Raw genomic sequence first — 19175 nt, 5'->3', positions numbered from 1 at the left:
TTAGGGTTGTTGAACGAATAACACATCTAATTAATGTAATGAGAAGGGAAGGTAATACGATGCAAATCAAACAAGCTAAAATGGATGATTTAAATCAAATTATGGAAATTCTGCGAGATGGTCGAAACCAATTAGCTGAACAAGGGATCGATCAATGGCAAGGAGATTACCCGAACGAAGAACATATCAAAGATGATATTGAAAAAGGATTTGCATACCTTGTACAATCACAAGATGACGAGACTGTTGGTGCGTTATCAATTGTTGAAGCACCAGACCACTCATATGATGAACTTGACGGTGACTGGTTAATTGATACTGATCATTACGTTGTTATTCACCGTGTGGCAATTCATTCTAATCATGCTGGAAAAGGGTATGCCTCAGCATTATTCACTAGTGTAATTGATTACATTAAGAATAATCGGAAGGATATTAAGACTATTCGGATTGATACCCATGAAGATAACAAGATCATGCAACACTTGATCGACAAGAATGGCTTTACTAAAGTTGGTGAACTTCACGGGGTTTACCGTCCAGAAGAAAATTCATATGTTTACGCCTTATTAACAGGTAATTAAACACTAAAATAGCGAGAGACTAGGGATTCCTAATCTCTCGCTATTCTTTTAAAATTAATTTTTGAAACTATGAATTGGGGCGGGAATAAGTCCACCACGGTTAATCATGGCGGTACTTGTGGCTTTGTTAACTGCCATTACAGGGGCATATCCTAACAAACCGCCGAATTCAACCGTATCACCAACTTTTTTACCAGGTGCGGGAATCACGCGGACAGCAGTGGTTTTATTATTAATCATTCCAATCGCCGCTTCATCAGCAATCATTGCGCTAATGGTTTCTTTTGGTGTATCACCAGGGATGGCAATCATATCAAGACCAACGGAACAAACCGCAGTCATTGCTTCTAATTTAGAAATATTTAGCGTTCCAGCGTTAACTGCCTTAATCATGCCAGCATCTTCAGAGACGGGGATGAATGCGCCTGATAAACCACCAACATGACTGCAGGCCATAATCCCACCTTTTTTTACAGCATCATTTAACATTGCCAGGGCAGCAGTTGTACCATGAGTTCCAACTTGGGCGACTCCAATTTCTTCTAAGACTTCCGCAACTGAATCACCAGCGGCAGCAGTTGGTGCGAGAGAAAGGTCCACGATCCCAAATTGAACGCCCAGTCTTTCTGCCGTAACAGTTCCTACTAATTGACCCATTCGGGTAACCTTAAAGGCAGTTTTTTTGATCGTTTCAGCAACGACGTCCATTGATTCACCTTTAACTTTTTCTAGGGCGGTTTTGATAACTCCAGGACCTGAAACACCAACATTTATTACTACATCTGGTTCACCAACACCATGAAATCCTCCCGCCATGAAAGGATTATCTTCAACAGCATTACAAAAGATAACTAGTTTAGCATTTGTCATCATATCAAGCTTTGAGCCAGCAACGACTACTTCACCCATTTGCACAACGGCATCCATATTGATTCCGCTACGAGTAGAACCAACATTTACTGATGCACAAACAAAATCAGTTTCCGCCAATGCTTCAGGGAGGGAAGCGATTAACGTGTGGTCACCAGTCTGATATCCCTTTTGAACGAGGGCACTGTAACCACCAATAAAGTCAATCCCTAATGTTTTAGCAGCTCTGTCCAAGGTTTTAGCATATTTAACATAGTCGTGGTCTTGAGAAGCAGCGGCAATGAGGGAAATAGGGGTAACAGTTACTCGCTTGTTAGCAATCGGAATCCCATATTCGGCTTCAATTTGTTGGCCGACTTTAACAAGGTCCTTTGCTTTTGTCGTAATTTTGTCATAGATCTTTTGACATGCAACCGTACTATCACTATCGATACAATCAAGTAAAGAAATTCCCATCGTGATTGTCCGCACGTCGAGGTTTTCATTAGAAATCATGTGGCTAGTTTCATAAATTTGTTGTGAATTCATTAAGGGATATTCCTCCTGTACATATTAAAGATTATGCATGGCATCGTAAATTTTGGCATTTCTAAGGTTAATTTCAACGCCAATCTCTTTACCGAGTTCTGTAAATTCATTAGTTAATTGATAACTATCAAGATTTTCAGGAATCATTACAGACATCATCATTACGAAATTGCCATCCATAATTGTTTGGGAAACATCTAGAATATTAATTTGTTTTTGAGCAAGAAGGGCACTTACCTTAGCGATAATTCCAACTTGGTCTTCACCTAGAACAGATACAACAGCTTTCATTAAAGAATCCTCTCTTTCTTTTAATGATTTTAATTGTAATATAATAAAACGAACATTTCTAGGAAATTTTAGATAATAAAAAGGGCATCACTTGTTTAAAGGTGCCCTTTATGGTAAAAAAATGTGAAATTGGTTAGATCTAAAATGCGCCCGGCTTACCAATATAGTCATCTACACCGTCAGGATTTCCTGATCACTTAATCTTATCATACCAGATAGAATGCTTTTCTTGATCTAACTTGTCGATTTGCTTCATTTCATCTAGTGATAGGGTAAAGTTAAAAATTTCTGCATTTTCTTGCATACGTTGAGGATAAGTAGTCTTGGTAAGAACTATAAAGCCTTGCTGAATTTCCCAGCGCAGAATAACTTGGGCAGGACTCTTTTGGTGCTCGTCTGTGATTGGCTCAATAACACCATTAGAAAGAAGACGACCATTACCTAGTGGTGACCAGGCTTCAAGCTGAATATTATTTTCTCGACAAAATTTTACAATCTTAGATTGGTGAATTAGGGGATTGAATTCAATTTGATTAATTGCGGATTTAATTTTGGCATGGTCTAGTAAATCAGTCATTCGTTCAACATTAAAATTGCAAACACCAATTGATTTTGCTTGACCATCAGCATAAATATCTTCGAGTGCCCGCCAACTTTCATTATATTTATCATTGACTGGCCAATGAAGAAGAAGGAGGTCGACATAATCAGTTTGAAGCCTCCTAAGTTGTGCTTCTACTGCTTGCCGAAGTTTATCATAATCTCCTTGATCACCATTGAAAATTTTAGTAGTAAGGAAAATACTGTCACGCTTACGACTAGTTGTTGCAAGACTGTCCTGTATACCTTAGCCGACAGCAGTTTCGTTACCATACTGTTTAGCAGTATCGATCAAGACATAATCATTAATAATAGCTTCTTTAACCATTTCCCGTGTTTCCGCAAGTGAGGCTTTCCAGACCCCTAAGCCAAGTTGGGGGATGAGGTGACCATTATTTAATTTTATCTTTGGTTGTAGATTTTGGTTCATTTTAATTAAATTCTCCTTTCTAAATCAGTTAGAGCATTAAAAACGCTAGGATTCTTGAATTTGCTCGTTAACAAACTGAAGAAACTTTTCGATTGCTGGAGATAAGATGGTATTTTTACGCCAGGCAAGGACATCCCCTGTCGATTTGTTAGGTACAAGGGGAACAAAAACAAGGTCAGGATCGTGGAAGTTATCGTATACCCCTTTAATTGTCAAACTATAATAATTACTATTTCTTAAAAGGGAAACGGTATTTCCAGGTAAACTGGTTGTTGCACGGATATTTAAACGCGTTTGATCTAATTTTAAAATGTCACTAACTTCATCACGGACAATACTACGATGGGGAAGAATTAAGGGGATTTTGTAAAGATCTTCTTTTGTAATGGTAGAATACTTGGCAAGTGGAGCCTCTTTTTTCATCATTACTCCCCATTCTTCACGGACTGGTAATTCGAGAAAATTATATTTAGCAGCCTCAACAGGTTCAAGGAGGCACACAAGGTCATTGAGTCCTTCATCTAGTTGTCGACGAAGGACATCGCCATCTCCATCAGATAAATTAAAGATTACGTTCGGGTAAAGCTTTTGAAATTCAGAAATTAGTTTCGTTATATAAGGAGAGACACTCGAAACTGCTGAGCCGAGATTAATTTCGCCTGTTAATGCCTCTTCTTGTTGATGAAGGTCGTTTTCAGTTTGGTCCAAGAGTTGTAGCATGGTCGTTGCTCGCTGTTGAAATAGAATGCCAGCTTTTGTGAGCTGAAGGCGATGATTTTCTCGATTGAACAACTTTATGTCTAATTCGGCTTCTAGGTCCATTATTTGCCGGGAAAGGGTCGGCTGCGTAATATGTAATTGTTCTGCAGCCTTTGTGATATTATTAGTTTGTGCAACAGTTAAAAAGTATTTTAATACACGTGTATCCATGTAGTATCCCTCATTTGTATTTATATTAAGGAGTTATTGATAATGGCAAAACAAGCATTGATTTTATATTATTCTCAATTCGGAAATACTGCTAGACTCGCTAGTAAGATTCATGAAGCAACCGGTGCCGATATTGTAAGCGTTAAGGTTCCTAATGATACTTTTCCACTAGATATGGAAGAAACTGGAAAAATTTATCAGCAGCAACTTAAGATGCATACCTATCCCAAACTAGTAACGACTTTACCTGATTTGTCATATTACGATTTGATTTTAGTTGGTGGACCAGTCTGGAATGGCGGAGTTGCCTCACCGATTATTGCCTTGCTTCAACAGCTTCAAGAATTCACTGGTAAGATTGCGCCATTTAGTACAGGTTGGAGTGACACAGGTGATTATCAAGAGGACTTCATCAACCATACTGGTAAGTTAAATGTCACTTCCGGCTACCATATTCTTACTCATGGTAGTCCAGCTTTCAATGAAAAATCATTGTTTTCATGGCTCCGAAAATTATAATTCATTTTTTGAATAACTCACCATTTATAATAAGCTTTTTACATTCTTAATACTAGAGTTTATTATTAAACCAACAATTAATTGGAGGTTAGTAATGATGGCTAAGAATGAACATGAAGTAAAAAATGACCTTTTTGGTTTCGGTGATAAGAACGTTGCATTTGCAAAATACTTTATTGGAACAAGTTATCTTAATGGGTTAGTATCTCCTGATGATAACATTGATGTAAATGTTTCAAATGTTAATTTTGAACCCGGTTGTCGTAACAACTGGCATATTCATCATGATGGTTTTCAAATTTTATTAGTAACTGCTGGTGAGGGTTGGTATCAAGAAGAAGGTAAACCAGCGCAGTTGTTAAAACCCGGTGATGTTGTAGCAATTCATGAAGGTATAAAGCACTGGCACGGCGCTACTAAGGATAGTTGGTTCTCCCACATTGCCATTACGAAGGGAACTAGCGAATGGTGTGAAGAAGTAGATGACGCCACTTACAACCGCCTTTCTGAATAGTTATTAGTCAGCTTTCTTTGTCCTCGTTCTCAACTTTGATATACTAGATAACGTTTGAGGAGGAGATTAAATGGAAAGCTGGCTCTTTTTAGCTTTAGTATTATTAATTGCAATCTTTGGTCATAACTCGTCACTGATTATTGCCACGGTAGTAGTGATGGCTTTGAAACTGATTCCTTATACTGCCAAATGGTTGCCCCTGATACAACACAAAGGAATTAATTGGGGTGTGACAGTGATTTCAGTTGCGATCTTAATCCCGATTGCGACGGGGCAAATTGGTTTTAATGATTTATGGGCTGCTTTTAAGACGCCGGCTGGCTGGATTGCAGTCGGCATGGGTATTGCAGTTGCCATCTTATCGAAGTATGGCGTCAACCAGTTGGCAGCTGTTCCGCAAGTTACGGTTGCCTTAGTACTTGGAACGATTATTGGAGTGGTTGCGTTTAAAGGAATTGCTGCCGGTCCAGTTATCGCGAGTGGGATGACATATTGTATTGTAACGCTATTGAATTTGCATTTTTAAATAGCAAAAAACCAAGCGAGGTCAAAATGGATCTCACTTGGTTTTTGTTTTACGCATTTTCTAATTGCTCTTGCGAAGAAATTTTATGGTATAGCTTAGTGCTAAGGTATAGGGAAGTTAATAGCAAGCATAAACATAGAAGGAAGCCGGCTTGAATACCGAGGTGGGAGGACGGGTTGTGAACTAAGTGGTTAACAATACCAACAATGGAAACGATGAGGGCAGTTCCAAAGGCAGCCGCAATTTGTCGTAACGTATTAAATGTAGCAACCGCATCGGGAACAATCTCATTAGGCAGCAACGATAATGCCTGAGTTTGTAATGGGATTAACATTGTCACTAATCCAAACTGTCGAATTGTTTGGAAAAGAGTAATCATGAGAACAGAACTACGCGCACCGATTGCGGCTTGGCCAATTGTTCCAATGATATCGATTATGAGACCAGTTCCAACAAGAATCTTAATTGGATAAATGTCATAAAAGCGGCCACTCGTTGTCGATAGTAGGCCCGTTAAGATTGCCCCCGGAAGGACAGCAATGGCTGAAATAACCGTACTTTTCCCTAAGACAATCTGTACTAGGAGGGGAATCAAAATTGCATTACCATACATTGTTGATGTAATTAGCATATTAATAACAGTGGCAAAGACAAATTGTTTGTGTAAGAAGATCCCAAAGTTAATTAACTGACGATTACTGTGCCTTTGATTAAGAAAGAAAAGCATAAGAAAGACTAAGCCGATAAGGACATATCCTGCGACATTAAATGAAAGCAAGTGATTATTTGAAACATTTGATAAGCCCATCAATAGCGACCATAAACCGCTTGTAATTAAGATGAGAGCCAATGTATTAAAGCGGGGATGTTCATTATGAGGGATTTTAGGAAGCAAAAAGAATGAAAGGAGCAATGTAATTACTGCAAAGGGAATAATTAATAGGAAAAGGTATCGCCAAGAAAAAAAGTGCAATAGAAAGCCAGAAATGGCAGGACCTAAAATTGGTGCACAATTAAAGGAAAGCCCAATAATTCCCATGATTTGCCCTTTTTTACCAGGTTTTGCATAGCGAATTGCTAAGACGTTTACTAGTGGCATCATCATTCCTGCCCCTAGAGCTTGAATCATCCGAGCAACCACAACTAGATTAAAGTTCCACGCAATCGCTCCGATAATGGTTCCTAGAAGAAAAATTCCAGAGAAAATAATAAAGAGAATTTTGAATGGAAACCTTTTTATGAGGAATGAACTAACGGGAATCATTAGGGCATTGACAAGCATATACCCATTTGTCACCCATTGGACCTGCGCCTCACTGATATGAAAGACATTCATAAAGGTTGGGAGGGCAATGTTCATTAAGGTTGAACAGAGAAGACCGAAAAATGTACCAAATACCATGATTACTAATGCATGGCTGATGCGTTGATTTTTCATTAGTAGATATAGCGCTCCTTAAAATTAGTCAAACAATATTGAGTTTACTAGCCAGATTATTAATGTCAATATGTATTAGTAATTTGCAAGTAAGTAAATTAATGATAAAATATAGTTACAAATAATTTACATGTGTAAACGCAGGAGGAATTAGATGAATATTGATTTAGAAATAACTCCCGCTGAATGGCAAATTATGCGGGTGGTTTGGAGTTTAAAGCAAACAACCAGTAGCCAAATTATTGAAATTTTACAGAAAAAAGTTGATTGGAAACCAGCAACGATTAAGACTTTATTGCGACGCTTGGTTGACAAAAAAGTCTTGTCTGCCACTCGCCAAGGACGCGGATTTATCTATGAGCCCCTCGTTTCCGAACAACAAACAATGGACCAAGCGGCAGATAACCTATTTAATAATATTTGTGAACGACATGTTGGAAGCACCCTTGAACATGTGATTAATAATGTAACCCTTAGTAAGGACGATATTGCTAAATTACAAGAATTATTGGCAAGTAAAATAACTGATTCGCCGGACCATGTTAAATGCAACTGTATTCCTGATATGCAGATGAATTGCTAATAAAAAGCTTCCCGCAACTAGGAAATTTTCCTAAATTGTGGGAAGCCTTTTTAGTCTCTATTTTTCTTTGTTTTGATCCTCATCAGCTGATGATTTCTTCTTTTTAGGTTTAATGTAAACTACCTTGAATTTATTAACATAGGCATTCTTCAAATCAAGAGGTGTGAATGAGAAATTATCGACTCTAATTGGTTGGCCAACTTTTAAGTCATACTGCCGTTCAAGGAAGAATCCAGTTAAAGTTGTTACTTCAGAGTTATCAAATTGTTCGATATTTGTATCAAAGTAACGTTCAAAATCATCTAATGGCATCTTCCCGGATACTTCGAAGGTTGGATTACCCTTGCTATCAGGATCTTTCTTTTCAATCATATCAGAGGTAGCGTGATCAATCTCTTCGCCAACTGTACCAAATAATTCTTCATAAATATCTTTATCAGTAATAATCCCAGAGGTACCACCGTATTCATCTTGGACAACAACAATTGGTACTTGTTTTTTCATCATTTCAGCAAGGACATTGGTGAGTTGTTCATTCTCATAAACAATTGGGATCCGGCGCATGATTGTTCGAACGGATTGTTGGGGGTTGATTTGATTTTGACGCATAATATCATATGCAAAAATGTAACCAAGAATGTGGTCCTTATCATTATTAGCGACAACTGGGAACCGCGTGAACTTCTTTTCAAAATAAAGTTTAGCTGCATCCTCAATTGAAGCCGTAATATCGATAACCGCTAACTGGGTCCGATCAATCATAATATCCTCAGCAACTTTATCATTCATTTCAAATGCCCGCTGCATAAAGATAACATCTTCTTTATCCATTTCTCCAGCTTTTTCTGATTGCTGGGATAAGGTCATGATTTCATTTTGGGAATACGTGTCTTCTTCTGGTTGAACGTTATATCCTAACATTTTGGTAATTGCTGCAGCGACTACCGCAAATAACCAAACAAATGGATAAAAAACAGTATGGAAGAATTGAACTGGGTGAACAATTGATAATAGAATTGGTACCGGTCGATCAATTGCCATGTTTTTAGGAACTAAATCAGTAAATACCGCGTGAAAGAACGTAAAAATTAAAACGCCAATAACTGGTGCAATTGCTTGAAGAATATCGTGCGGAATTATATTAATCTTTAGTAACAAATCTGTGATAAATTCATCACCTAGCCAACCTAAAACTAAAGAAGTCATTGTAACTCCCACTTGAGCTGTTGATAGGTACTCATTAAGATTTGCTACCATGTGCTCTGCGTGTTTAACTTTTCGTGTTTGCCGAAGCTCCTTTAACTCACTAGGTCGCACTTTAACAACTGAATACTCCAGAAGTGTAAACAAAGCAGCTAACAGCAAAATCAAAATAATGATAATTAATTTAACCCAATATGAATTCCATAAACCATTCATTGTTTAAAAATTTCACCTAAACTTTCTTAAAAATTTATCGACTACTATTGTATCAGTAAAATGTAGTGAAGGGGGAGTTTAATTATTTTTTTATAAGTGAAAATGCTAAAATAAAGAAAAATAAGTAGGAGAAGATATATGACGACTAATGAAGAAGAAATTAAGAAGTCAGCACGCTTACGTAAGATTATGCAAGTGATGCGAAAATATCATTTTGTTAGTAATTTTTACCATCAAACTAATCCACAAGCTATTTGTCAGGCGCTGCAAGAACTGGGACCTACTTTTATTAAACTTGGCCAAATATTATCAACCCGTCCAGACCTTGTATCACCAGCATATATTAAAGAACTTCGCCGCTTACAAGATCAGGTTAAAGCTGATAATTTTGTGACTGTGGAGCAAACCTTTGAAGAAGAAACTGGTAAGAAAATTAATGATGTGTTTGCTAGTTTTGCAGAGAAACCTTTTGCTTCTGCGTCGATTGGTCAAGTTCACCATGCGACACTTAAGGATGGTACCGCGGTTGTTGTCAAGGTTCAACATCCGGAAGTGGGTAAGCTTGTTAATACTGATTTAGCCCTGCTAAGAAAAGCAGTGGTCTTATTTAAGTATGTTCCGCAAGATATCGCAGTAGTTGATTTGGATAAAGTAATTGATGAACTCAGTACTTCATTATTAAGTGAGGTTAATACTCTTAAAGAAGCAAAAAATGGGAAAGAATTTTATACATTAAATAACGGTGATGGGCCAATCTTAGTTCCAAAGGTATACATGAATTATTGTGCACCTAAGATTCTTGTTAATGAGGCAATGGAAGGAGAAAGTATTCGTTATCGTTTTAAGCAGCCAAATGATAACGATCCAGAGACAACAGCCGTTAATCACGAAATTGCTACTACACTCGTTAATAACTTTTTAAAACAAGTTTTCGTTGACCATTATTTTCATGCGGATCCTCATCCGGGAAATATATTGATTCATGAATTACGTTCAGATGAGTCAGTAAATCAATATACAACGACTAAACACCACGAAAAAACCATTGATAATATAACCATTAGCTATGATCAACAGGAAAGCTTACCAAATTACCGGATTATCTACCTTGATTTTGGAATGATGGGAAGGCTAAGTCCAGCCATGGCAAATAGTATTGCGGACATTGTGTTTACAATCAACACAAAGGATACGCGAAAAATTGGGAAAGCAGTTTTAAATGTTTGTAATCGGACTGGTGAAGTTGATGAAAATACATTTTATAAAGAACTAGGCGCCTTTATCCAACCATATTTTTCAACTGGCCTTGGCGATATTGATTTTGTAAAAATGCTGTACCAAATCGTCCAACTATGTAAAAAAAATCACCTTCAAATGCGAGGAGAAGTAACAATGCTAATTAAGGCATTTGGGACTCTTGAAAGTTCGGTTGCTAAACTGGATCCTGAAATATCAATGCTTGAAGTTGCCCAATCATTTGGTCGACGTTATTTAAAACGAAACCTTAATTGGCGATCTACTGTTGATAATAACCTAATCAACCTTTTTCTTGCTAGCAAAGCAATGGGGAAGATGCCGGAAAGGATTAATGAGTTGATTGATACGTTTGTTAGTGGAGATGCAAAGGTTGATTTACAGTATAAAAATGAACAACGTGTCTTAAAGCAAATAGAACGATTAATGAATCGTTTTATGATTGCCATTATTTTAGCAGCAGTAATTTTGGGGTCATCGTTATTAGTCCAAGGCACCCCAGCCGATTCGCATATATATCGTTTAGGAGTATCTGGATATATTATTGCGATCATAATTATTATTCTTTTGGTTGTTACAGAAATTATTCATCGATGGCGAAACTGGCGAAGAAAACGATGATATATTTAAATTTAGTTAATGAATTAATATGTGCTTTATGCTGGGGAATCACAATTAGACTTATTTTGGTCCGCCATTTAAACAGTGAAGCAAAGGTAGTTAAATTTAATACCTTTGTATTTGCCTTGATGGTGATTAACTTGGCAGTAGTACTGCCTATTTTTGCTTTTTTGCTTAAAAATTTACCTAGCCAATCAGTAAGTTGGCAAAGTGCATTAATAGTAACAACTATTGATGTTTTAAGTACCTTTAATTTAATTTTATTTTGTGTTTTCAGTTGTTGTACGCGGCTGCAAAAATGTCCTCCTACAGTTCAGGACTTTCTGGTTTTAGGGGCAGCTGTTAAACATGGCCAAGTCCCGCCGGTTTTAGCTACGCGTCTTGATAAAACAATAAGATGTTGGAAAATGCATTCGTCTGCTAAGGTTATCGTTTCAGGCGGAACAGTACAGCAAGCAAGGGCAGCTGAAGCAGATGTTATGGCTGCTTACTTAATTGATCGTGGAATTCCGGCAATAAAAATAGTTTGCGAGACTCAGGCACTTAATACATGGCAAAATTTGGCCTTCGCTAGTCAACTTATTAAGTCGCAGGAGACAGTAGTAGTAACTAGTGATTTTCATGTTCTTCGTGCGAGGACTTATGCAAGGAAGATGGGGTTAAACTGGTCGTTTGTTAGTAGCAAAACGCCTTGGCGGTACTGCCCACTAACTTTTATGCGGGACTATCTCGGGATTATCCGTGACCATTGGTGGGTATTTTGCGGAAGTACGCTCCTTTTACTTTTAGTTGAATTGATTTTGCTATAATATAGTGTCCATAAAAAAGATGAATAGCGCAGTACAACAATGGCCTCCACCGTTCAGTAAAATTGAACGTTGGAGGCCTATTGGTCGTGGGGGAACCCTGTTTGTTCTATTTATTCTTATATACTGCAATTTCGATCAGATTATTATCTGGATCATAAACGTAAAGCGAGGTCATTTCACCTTCTGCCCCCTGTTTTACAATTGGTCCAGCAATTATCTCAATATAATAGCTATTAAGATGGTGAACAATATCGTCAATACTATCTCCGGCAACTAAACATAAGTCAGCAGAACCAATTGTTGGATTGGTCGCCTTTAAAGTAGTTGGTCGGCCAATTTTCTGTAAACGGATTAGCTGATGCCCACATCGCATTGTAATTAGGTCGTCATTACTTTGTTCCTTAATTACCGGCATATCAAATACTTCATGATAGAAACGCATTGATTGTTCTAAATCCGTTACAGTTAAAACAACGTGATCAATTCGTCGCATTTTCATTGTCTAAATCTCCCTTAAATTTTTAAGTCAATATCATTATACAAGTTTCTAAATTAAAATGGCAAAAGTTGTATGTTGTATAATGAAGGAATTGTGGATCTAAGGAGAGTTCATCTTAGGTATTCTTATTAAAAGTTTTACTAATAAAACTTTTAGCATGTTACTATTGTGGCCATCTATGGAATGAAAGGAGTAAAGAATTGTGACAGAAACTACACTACCAACACAAATTGAAGTAAAGGGTGGGAAGGTTCATAACCTTAAAAATATTGATATCAATATCCCATTACATAAATTTGTCGCGATTTCGGGATTGTCTGGTTCTGGAAAAAGCTCATTAGCAATGGGGATTTTGTATGAAGAAGGATCGCGAAGATACTTAGAAGCACTTTCCACTTACACGAGGCGGAGGATTAAACTAGGTGCTCAAGCAGATGTTACAAGTGTTAAACATATTCCCTCAGCGCTTGCATTAAAACAACGACCATCAATTCCATCTGAACGTGCGACCGTTGGAACAATGAGTGAGATATTAAATGTAATTAGGCTAATTTTTTCACGGCTGGGAGAACCAGTCTGTCCCAATGGGCATTGTTTAAAACCAAGTCTGGAAATTGCTAAAGTAATGAGTAAAAGTGGAGATGAAATGGGACAATTGACATGTCCCACTTGTGGTACAAAGTTTTATGCCTATGGAGCAGAAGACTTTGCATTCAATTCCGATGGAGCTTGCTTACGATGTCACGGTACAGGAAAAGTTCGTGAACTGGATGAAAGTAAACTTATCGGGGATGAAAATCTTAGTTTAGCCGCGGGGGCGGTTGCTTCATGGCATCTCCCTGGACGAAACTTTATGCCGAGTGTTGCTGAACAGGCAGGTGTCCGGATCCATATTCCATATAAAGATTTAACTCCTAAAGAAAAAGATTTTGTTTTAAATGGTCCACAAAAGAAGTTTAAGATGGACTTCCGCTCCGGAACTGGCCGTGTTTTTCATGACTTTAATGCCTTATACGAGAATGCTCATGAAGCAGTATTGGCCTCTGCAAAAAGCAGTAAGAGTGAACGAGCACAAAAACGAATTAGCGAGTTTTTCCACTATTCAACGTGTCCAGTTTGTCATGGAACACGGTTAAAACCAGAATTGTTAAAACAGGTAGCTGGTGGTTTAAATATTGCACAAGTTAGTGATCTTACACTTGGTGAATTGATTAAGTGGAAGCAGGATGTATTAGCTACCCTTCCTTCAGACATGAAAAAGATGGCCACCTCATTATTTAAAGAATTTGATGATAATTTACGACCATTGCTTGAACTTGGCCTTGATTATTTAACTTTGTCGCGAAATGGAAATACCCTCTCAACAGGAGAACTACAACGTATTCAACTGGCAAGAACTCTACGGACTCAAACTACTGGCGTCTTATATATTCTGGATGAACCTTCAATTGGACTACATCCTGACAATATTACTGGCCTTTTGAATGTATTTAAGGAATTAGTGGCCCAAGGTAATTCCTTAGTAGTAGTTGATCACAATGTTGATATTATCAAGCAGGCAGACTGGATTGTTGAAATTGGGCCCGGTTCCGGAGAAAATGGCGGGAAGATCCTTACTGCAGGAACGCCATCGCAAATTGCTGACAACCCTCAATCCAAGATTGGCCCTTATTTAAATGGAACAGCAGTATTAAAAGGTCGCCCGTTAGCAACCGAACCAATGGGCCAGGAGATTTCATTTGAAGTAAAGGATTATTACAATCTTAAAGATGTTGATGGAGAAATTCCTATTAATCGACTAACTGCCGTCACTGGCTTTTCAGGCGCCGGTAAAACAAGCCTAATTCTTGATAGCTTAATACCTGCGATCCACGCTCAAGCAAATGGAGTTAAATTGCCTTACCAAGTTACAAAATTATCGAGTCCATTAAAAGAAGTAGTAAGTGTGGATGCCGCGCCAATCGGTAAAACCAATTGTTCAACAATCGCAACTTATACCAGTATTATGGATAATCTGCGTAAATTATTTGCCGCGCAGTCCTTAGCTAAAGAGAAACACTATACACCTTCTTACTTTTCTTATAATAATAAGCAGGGAGCCTGTCCAACATGTGGGGGTGCAGGGGTTGTGACTCTTGATATTCAATTCTTGCCGGATATGCAACAGACATGTCCAACATGTGGGGGTAGTCGGTATAATGAAGAAGTCCAAAAAGTTAAGTGGGACGGATATTCAATTGTTGATCTCTTGAAATTGGATGTTCGTGCAGCAATGAGTGTATTTAAAGAAGTTCCAAGGATTGCCCGGGAGTTACAGTTATTAGATGAAGTGGGCTTAGGGTACCTGCACTTAGGCGAAAGTACACCTAGCCTTTCTGGTGGTGAGGCACAGCGATTAAAACTTGTTAAACACCTTAATCATAATCAAAGCGAAACGTTATTTGTATTTGATGAACCGACTATTGGCTTGCATCCCCTTGATGTTAAAACCCTGTTAGCAGTAATGCAGCAATTACTTGATCGGGGAGCTACAATCATTACTATTACTCATGACTTAAATTTGATTATTAACGCAGATTATATGCTTGATATGGGTCCGCGTGGTGGTAGTAATGGTGGAAAAATTGTTGCTCAGGGAAATCCGTTAGCTCTTATTCAAAAGCCAGAAAGTTTAACCAGCAAATATTTGGCGGAATATTGGTCAAGATTTAATTAAAGATAAAGGCTCCAAGCATTCGAACTTTCCGAGTGTTTGGGGCCTTGTTTTTTTATTAAGCTAATTATTTTGTAACTGCTTTTTCTTCATGGCTTTGCCAAATTTTGCGAACGAGTAAGTAACAGCCAATTAAAATTAAAATGGCGATTGCAACACCGATCAGTCGTCTAATGTTACCCTTGAAAATAGCATCCCCACCAAAGGCATAGAGAAAGGAAGTCGGGGCCATTCCCACGGTTACCATGGCCAAGTAGTGTTTCCGACTAACGTTTAAACGAGCACCAGCATAATTTACAAGGACACTAGGAATAATAGGGATCATAAAGCCGATTGTAAGTGCAATTAAGGGATGCTTTTGTTGCAAGAGGTAATGCAGCATCTTATTTTTCTTTACCCGTTTGGAGAGGTCGATCTTTCGAATGATACTCATTACGGTAGAATTCCCTAAAATATTGCCAACCCAATTGATCAGAAAACCAACAATTGGTCCATAACATAACCCTGCAAAGATACAAACAACGGAATTAGACATTCCAGGAATCGCATTTAGGATGCCAATTAATGCTACGAGAAGGAAGATATCGGTAAAACCATGACTTCTAATCATATGGAGAAGCTTGGCCTTATTATGAGCATTAAAATCTAGCAACAGGTTAATTTCTGGCTTATATGTTCGATAAATGAAGTAGAGAACGATCACAGCGAGGATAATTGCGCCAACGATCAGCCACGTTTTATTTAATTTACGCTCTTTCATAATTATTTTTCCTCCTTTGGTAGCATAAACCCAGCCTTCTTAAAAAGGGAGGTAAGAGAATGTCGTAAAAGCGGATCATGAGCGTAAAGATAAGTTCCATATACACCACGCTTGAATAAAACGTTCAAAGAATTCATAATCATTCTTTTTTCTAAACTCTTAATTTCAGCTGGATCAGTTAGGTCGTCACGTTTTTTAAATGCTTCAACATCGGTATAACGATCTAAATTAACCTGAAGTTGGGTAGTGTGAGGAGTTTGACTAATAGGGGGACCAATAATAATACCTGTATAATTTAGGTCAAACCCCTGACAAGTATAGATCGAGCCAACTTCATTAATCGTTTGCGGTAGTTCAGCCCAAGGGGTAACGGTATAGTTGTATTGATCCCATGGCATTTTAAATCTACCTTCTTCAATGTAGTGTTTACCGCCATCGAGTGTTGAGGGATATCCTGATGTGGAAAGAATTCGGGAAAGTCCGACTTCTTTATTACGTTGCACAATTGCCTTTCGCATTTCCTCAGCATCACTGTAAATTCTAAAATCATAATGATCACGAGCGGATGCAGGCAAAGGTGTTAATTTATAGTTAGTAAATTCATTAAACCATTTAATTAAGTCATCGCTCGCATTCATGCGAAACATATGCGTTAAATGATAATCTTTATGCGGATATTGGCTTGTGATTGCTTGCAGTCGCGCAGGGGTCCAGAGGCTTTTCATCCGTAAGACTTGGTATTGATCGAAGACAATTATAACAACTTTCGCGCGCTTAATAATTTCAACAAGCTGATTATCATGGTAAAAATTATTATAATGATCTGGTTTAGATAATAAAAGGTGCGCTTCATCAATAATGGCAATATCAATTGTTTGGTTTTGTTTATCCAATTGATTAATTAATGAGGTGGGACGAGCAAAATCCTTTTTATATAACTCTTTTATTGACCCGGCAATTTCTTTATAGACTTTTAGAATTTCTGGGTGGTTAACAAGAAAATAATTATTAGTATGATAAAGGACTGAATTTTGCTGTGTTCGCGCTTCTTTTTGAATTCGCACGAATAATTGTGATAGAATTACACTTTTTCCAGTACCTGCATCCCCATAAACTGTATATATTGCTGGATGATTTTGTGTTAGATGTTGTTTAGTAAATGAAATAATATCATTGACGAGTTGGGCTTGCTCTGTAGTTAATTTTTTAAATGGTGAGATTTTGTTAGTTGCGGCATTATCAATATTTTTCATAGCTATTTCCTTTTTAACGAATTACTCTATTTAATGGTATCGAAATGCATGAATTTCGTCAATTTGAACTTGAGAGTAATTTACTCAATGCTTTAGAAAGTGTTAGAATAATAAAAGCAATATGTATTACTAATTATTAAATGTAAAATCAAGAAGGAGTGGAATAGATGAATCTGCATCCTGATTATCTTTTAAATGAAGTTAATGAACCAAGCGATATTAAAGATATGTCACTTGATGAATTAAAACAGTTGGCAACAGAAATGCGTCAACTTGTTCTTGAACGTGACGCAAAAATTGGTGGGCACGTGGGCCCTAACCTTGGCGTAATGGAGCTAACGATTGCTTTTCACTATGTCTTTGATTCACCCCATGATAAAGTTATTTGGGATGTTTCTCACCAGAGCTATGCCCATAAAATGCTGACGGGCCGGAAATTAGGCTTTCTTGATCCTGACCATTATGAAGATATCACCGGATTTACATCTCCAGAGGAAAGTGCTCATGACTTTTTTGAGATCGGTCATACTTCAACTTCAATCTCACTTGCAGTGGGGATGGCTCAAGCACGTGATTTGATGAATCATCAATCGCATAATAATGTTATGGCAGTAATTGGGGATGGATCCTTAAGTGGAGGATTAGCTTTTGAAGGATTGAACAATGCTGCTAAGCTTAATTCTAATTTGATTATCCTCGTTAATGATAATCAAATGTCCATTGATGAGAACCAAGGTGGTTTATACAAGGGACTAAAAGAACTACGGGATACCAACGGTGAATCTCCCAATAATATTTTTAAATTTATGGGTCTCGATTATAAGTATGTTGCAGATGGTAATGACTTGCAAACAATGATTGACACCTTTAAAGAAATCAAAGATATTGACCATCCAATTGTCCTCCATGTTAACACCTTAAAAGGGAAAGGCTATGAACCAGCTGTTGAAGAAAAGATGAAGTATCATTGGCGTACTCCATTTGACCTAAAGACTGGCGAAGATAAGGTTAAGGTAAGTGGAGAATCGTATAGTGATGCCGTCCTTACTGAATTAGATAAGCAAATTGCAGAAGATAAACCGGTAGTTGCTATTAATGCAGGAATTCCTGGTGCATTTGATCTTGGTAAATTTAAGGCTAAGCACCCAGATCGTTATTATGATGTTGGGATCGCTGAACAGGATTCAATTACGACTGCTGTTGCAATGGCACAAGCTGGTGCACGTCCGGTTGTATTTCAAAATAGTACCTTCCTTCAACGAGCATATGATCAATTAATTCATGATATGGCATTAAATGATGCTCCGGTTGTAATGATTGTGCGAGGAGGGGCAATTTCAGAAAGCTCGGCTACTCATCAAGGAACATTTGATATTTCAATGATTAGTGATTTGCCAAACATTGAATATTTGGCACCAACAAACGTCGAAGAAATGATTTCGATGCTCCGGTGGGCAATCAATCAAACTGATGAACCAGTTGTAATTCGACAACCAGAAAAGCCCCTTCTTCACGGAAAGCCAACACAAAGTGACTATAGTACGATCAAGTACGACATTGCTCATCGAGGAAGTGAAGTTGCAATTATGGCAGTTGGTGACTTCTGGAAACTTGGTGAAAAGGTAAGGAAGGAACTTCAAGATAAACTTAACATTGATGCTACGTTGATCAATCCAAAGTCTGTAACTGGAATCGATTCAGATGTCCTTCACCACCTAGCAGAAAATCATGATGTAGTCGTTACACTAGAGGATGGAGTCCTTAGTGGAGGTTTCGGGGAAACAATTGCTCGTTACTATGGACCAAAGGGAATGAAAGTTTTGAACTTTGGAGCACCACGTGAATTTGCAGATAATGTTCCTACCGAAGTACTATATGAATGGTATCATTTAACGCCTAAACAAATTGTGGATGATATTGAACAAGTTATCCATTCACTATAAGTTAACAAAGCTATCATTACAGGTAATATTGCTTGTAGGTGATAGCTTTTTTAATTTAAAAAATGCGAATTACTTCTTTTTACGTATATAT

17 protein-coding genes and 1 pseudogene are annotated in these 19175 nt (G+C 37.7%); 9 read left to right on the top strand and 9 right to left on the bottom strand.

What is annotated here, in order from left to right; genetic code table 11:
* Positions 1-59 precede the first annotated feature (59 nt).
* Positions 60-584 carry a GNAT family N-acetyltransferase gene (locus tag H5R88_RS08225; protein ID WP_182578943.1) on the top strand — a complete coding sequence of 175 codons (525 nt, stop codon included), beginning with the start codon at positions 60-62 and terminating at the stop codon, positions 582-584.
* A gap of 54 nt (positions 585-638) precedes the next feature.
* Here H5R88_RS08225 and H5R88_RS08220 read toward each other — a convergent pair whose 3' ends face one another.
* From H5R88_RS08220 to H5R88_RS08205, 4 genes and pseudogenes are all read right to left on the bottom strand, one after another.
* Positions 639-1982, bottom strand: coding sequence for a PFL family protein (locus H5R88_RS08220; protein ID WP_182600762.1), 1344 nt, complete (start codon positions 1980-1982; stop codon positions 639-641).
* 24 nt (positions 1983-2006) lie between these two features.
* On the bottom strand, positions 2007-2273 hold the full coding sequence (locus tag H5R88_RS08215; RefSeq protein ID WP_003666221.1) for an ACT domain-containing protein: 267 nt from the start codon (positions 2271-2273) through the stop codon (positions 2007-2009).
* A gap of 193 nt (positions 2274-2466) precedes the next feature.
* Positions 2467-3303 (bottom strand): annotated as a pseudogene (locus H5R88_RS08210) (aldo/keto reductase).
* 45 nt (positions 3304-3348) lie between these two features.
* The gene (locus tag H5R88_RS08205; RefSeq protein WP_182578940.1) at positions 3349-4233 is read right to left on the bottom strand and encodes a LysR family transcriptional regulator; all 885 of its coding nucleotides are present in this window, start codon (positions 4231-4233) and stop codon (positions 3349-3351) included.
* A gap of 42 nt (positions 4234-4275) precedes the next feature.
* Here H5R88_RS08205 and H5R88_RS08200 point away from each other — a divergent pair, with 42 nt between their 5' ends.
* From H5R88_RS08200 to H5R88_RS08190, 3 genes are all read left to right on the top strand, one after another.
* Complete coding sequence (locus H5R88_RS08200) at positions 4276-4752, top strand: flavodoxin family protein (RefSeq protein WP_182600761.1); 477 nt, start codon at positions 4276-4278, stop codon at positions 4750-4752.
* A gap of 97 nt (positions 4753-4849) precedes the next feature.
* Complete coding sequence (locus tag H5R88_RS08195; protein WP_042746107.1) at positions 4850-5266, top strand: cupin domain-containing protein; 417 nt, start codon at positions 4850-4852, stop codon at positions 5264-5266.
* 70 nt (positions 5267-5336) lie between these two features.
* Positions 5337-5792, top strand: coding sequence for a DUF441 domain-containing protein (locus tag H5R88_RS08190; RefSeq protein WP_042746096.1), 456 nt, complete (start codon positions 5337-5339; stop codon positions 5790-5792).
* Between the two features lie 49 nt (positions 5793-5841).
* Here the strand turns inward: H5R88_RS08190 and H5R88_RS08185 are convergent, their stop codons facing one another.
* Positions 5842-7230, bottom strand: coding sequence for a DHA2 family efflux MFS transporter permease subunit (locus H5R88_RS08185; protein WP_182578938.1), 1389 nt, complete (start codon positions 7228-7230; stop codon positions 5842-5844).
* Positions 7231-7384: 154 nt separating this feature from the next.
* Between H5R88_RS08185 and H5R88_RS08180 the strand changes: the two genes are divergently transcribed.
* Positions 7385-7813: a CopY/TcrY family copper transport repressor gene (locus H5R88_RS08180; RefSeq protein ID WP_182600760.1), complete on the top strand. Its 429-nt coding sequence runs from the start codon at positions 7385-7387 to the stop codon at positions 7811-7813.
* A gap of 57 nt (positions 7814-7870) precedes the next feature.
* Here H5R88_RS08180 and H5R88_RS08175 read toward each other — a convergent pair whose 3' ends face one another.
* Complete coding sequence (locus H5R88_RS08175) at positions 7871-9232, bottom strand: hemolysin family protein (RefSeq protein WP_182600759.1); 1362 nt, start codon at positions 9230-9232, stop codon at positions 7871-7873.
* 138 nt (positions 9233-9370) lie between these two features.
* Between H5R88_RS08175 and H5R88_RS08170 the strand changes: the two genes are divergently transcribed.
* The gene (locus H5R88_RS08170; RefSeq protein WP_182600758.1) at positions 9371-11107 is read left to right on the top strand and encodes an ABC1 kinase family protein; all 1737 of its coding nucleotides are present in this window, start codon (positions 9371-9373) and stop codon (positions 11105-11107) included.
* Entirely contained in the window at positions 11104-11916 is an 813-nt protein-coding gene (locus tag H5R88_RS08165) for a YdcF family protein (RefSeq protein WP_182578957.1), read from the top strand. Before H5R88_RS08170 ends, H5R88_RS08165 begins: the two co-directional genes overlap by 4 nt.
* A gap of 106 nt (positions 11917-12022) precedes the next feature.
* On the opposite strand, the gene H5R88_RS08160 is transcribed toward H5R88_RS08165, so the two are convergent.
* Positions 12023-12415, bottom strand: coding sequence for a VOC family protein (locus H5R88_RS08160; protein ID WP_182578935.1), 393 nt, complete (start codon positions 12413-12415; stop codon positions 12023-12025).
* Positions 12416-12617: 202 nt separating this feature from the next.
* Here H5R88_RS08160 and H5R88_RS08155 point away from each other — a divergent pair, with 202 nt between their 5' ends.
* Entirely contained in the window at positions 12618-15131 is a 2514-nt protein-coding gene (locus H5R88_RS08155; RefSeq protein WP_182600757.1) for an excinuclease ABC subunit UvrA, read from the top strand.
* Between the two features lie 64 nt (positions 15132-15195).
* Here the strand turns inward: H5R88_RS08155 and H5R88_RS08150 are convergent, their stop codons facing one another.
* Both H5R88_RS08150 and H5R88_RS08145 read right to left on the bottom strand, forming a co-directional pair.
* Positions 15196-15888: a TVP38/TMEM64 family protein gene (locus H5R88_RS08150; protein ID WP_182578933.1), complete on the bottom strand. Its 693-nt coding sequence runs from the start codon at positions 15886-15888 to the stop codon at positions 15196-15198.
* A gap of 2 nt (positions 15889-15890) precedes the next feature.
* Positions 15891-17141: a DUF2075 domain-containing protein gene (locus H5R88_RS08145; RefSeq protein WP_182578932.1), complete on the bottom strand. Its 1251-nt coding sequence runs from the start codon at positions 17139-17141 to the stop codon at positions 15891-15893.
* 167 nt (positions 17142-17308) lie between these two features.
* Here H5R88_RS08145 and H5R88_RS08140 point away from each other — a divergent pair, with 167 nt between their 5' ends.
* Entirely contained in the window at positions 17309-19084 is a 1776-nt protein-coding gene (locus H5R88_RS08140) for a 1-deoxy-D-xylulose-5-phosphate synthase (RefSeq protein ID WP_182600756.1), read from the top strand.
* Positions 19085-19175: the final 91 nt, after the last annotated feature.

The organism is Limosilactobacillus agrestis, from assembly GCF_014145585.1.
GTDB classification, from domain to species: Bacteria; Bacillota; Bacilli; order Lactobacillales; family Lactobacillaceae; genus Limosilactobacillus; species Limosilactobacillus agrestis.
Note: the sequence above shows the minus strand (reverse complement) of the source record. Positions and strands in the feature narration are given on the sequence as shown.

Bases quoted from the DNA above. Each gene is read 5' to 3' on its own strand.
- H5R88_RS08225 (WP_182578943.1), top strand. From the start codon at position 60: ATGCAAATCAAACAAGCTAAAATGGATGATTTAAATCAAATTATGGAA.
- H5R88_RS08215 (WP_003666221.1), bottom strand. From the start codon at position 2,273: ATGAAAGCTGTTGTATCTGTTCTAGGTGAAGACCAAGTTGGAATTATC.
- H5R88_RS08195 (WP_042746107.1), top strand. From the start codon at position 4,850: ATGGCTAAGAATGAACATGAAGTAAAAAATGACCTTTTTGGTTTCGGT.
- H5R88_RS08175 (WP_182600759.1), bottom strand. From the start codon at position 9,232: ATGAATGGTTTATGGAATTCATATTGGGTTAAATTAATTATCATTATT.
- H5R88_RS08150 (WP_182578933.1), bottom strand. From the start codon at position 15,888: ATGAAAGAGCGTAAATTAAATAAAACGTGGCTGATCGTTGGCGCAATT.
- H5R88_RS08145 (WP_182578932.1), bottom strand. From the start codon at position 17,141: ATGAAAAATATTGATAATGCCGCAACTAACAAAATCTCACCATTTAAA.
- H5R88_RS08180 (WP_182600760.1), top strand. From the start codon at position 7,385: ATGAATATTGATTTAGAAATAACTCCCGCTGAATGGCAAATTATGCGG.
- H5R88_RS08140 (WP_182600756.1), top strand. From the start codon at position 17,309: ATGAATCTGCATCCTGATTATCTTTTAAATGAAGTTAATGAACCAAGC.
- H5R88_RS08220 (WP_182600762.1), bottom strand. From the start codon at position 1,982: ATGAATTCACAACAAATTTATGAAACTAGCCACATGATTTCTAATGAA.
- H5R88_RS08205 (WP_182578940.1), bottom strand. From the start codon at position 4,233: ATGGATACACGTGTATTAAAATACTTTTTAACTGTTGCACAAACTAAT.
- H5R88_RS08165 (WP_182578957.1), top strand. From the start codon at position 11,104: ATGATATATTTAAATTTAGTTAATGAATTAATATGTGCTTTATGCTGG.
- H5R88_RS08190 (WP_042746096.1), top strand. From the start codon at position 5,337: ATGGAAAGCTGGCTCTTTTTAGCTTTAGTATTATTAATTGCAATCTTT.
- H5R88_RS08170 (WP_182600758.1), top strand. From the start codon at position 9,371: ATGACGACTAATGAAGAAGAAATTAAGAAGTCAGCACGCTTACGTAAG.
- H5R88_RS08200 (WP_182600761.1), top strand. From the start codon at position 4,276: ATGGCAAAACAAGCATTGATTTTATATTATTCTCAATTCGGAAATACT.
- H5R88_RS08185 (WP_182578938.1), bottom strand. From the start codon at position 7,230: ATGAAAAATCAACGCATCAGCCATGCATTAGTAATCATGGTATTTGGT.
- H5R88_RS08160 (WP_182578935.1), bottom strand. From the start codon at position 12,415: ATGAAAATGCGACGAATTGATCACGTTGTTTTAACTGTAACGGATTTA.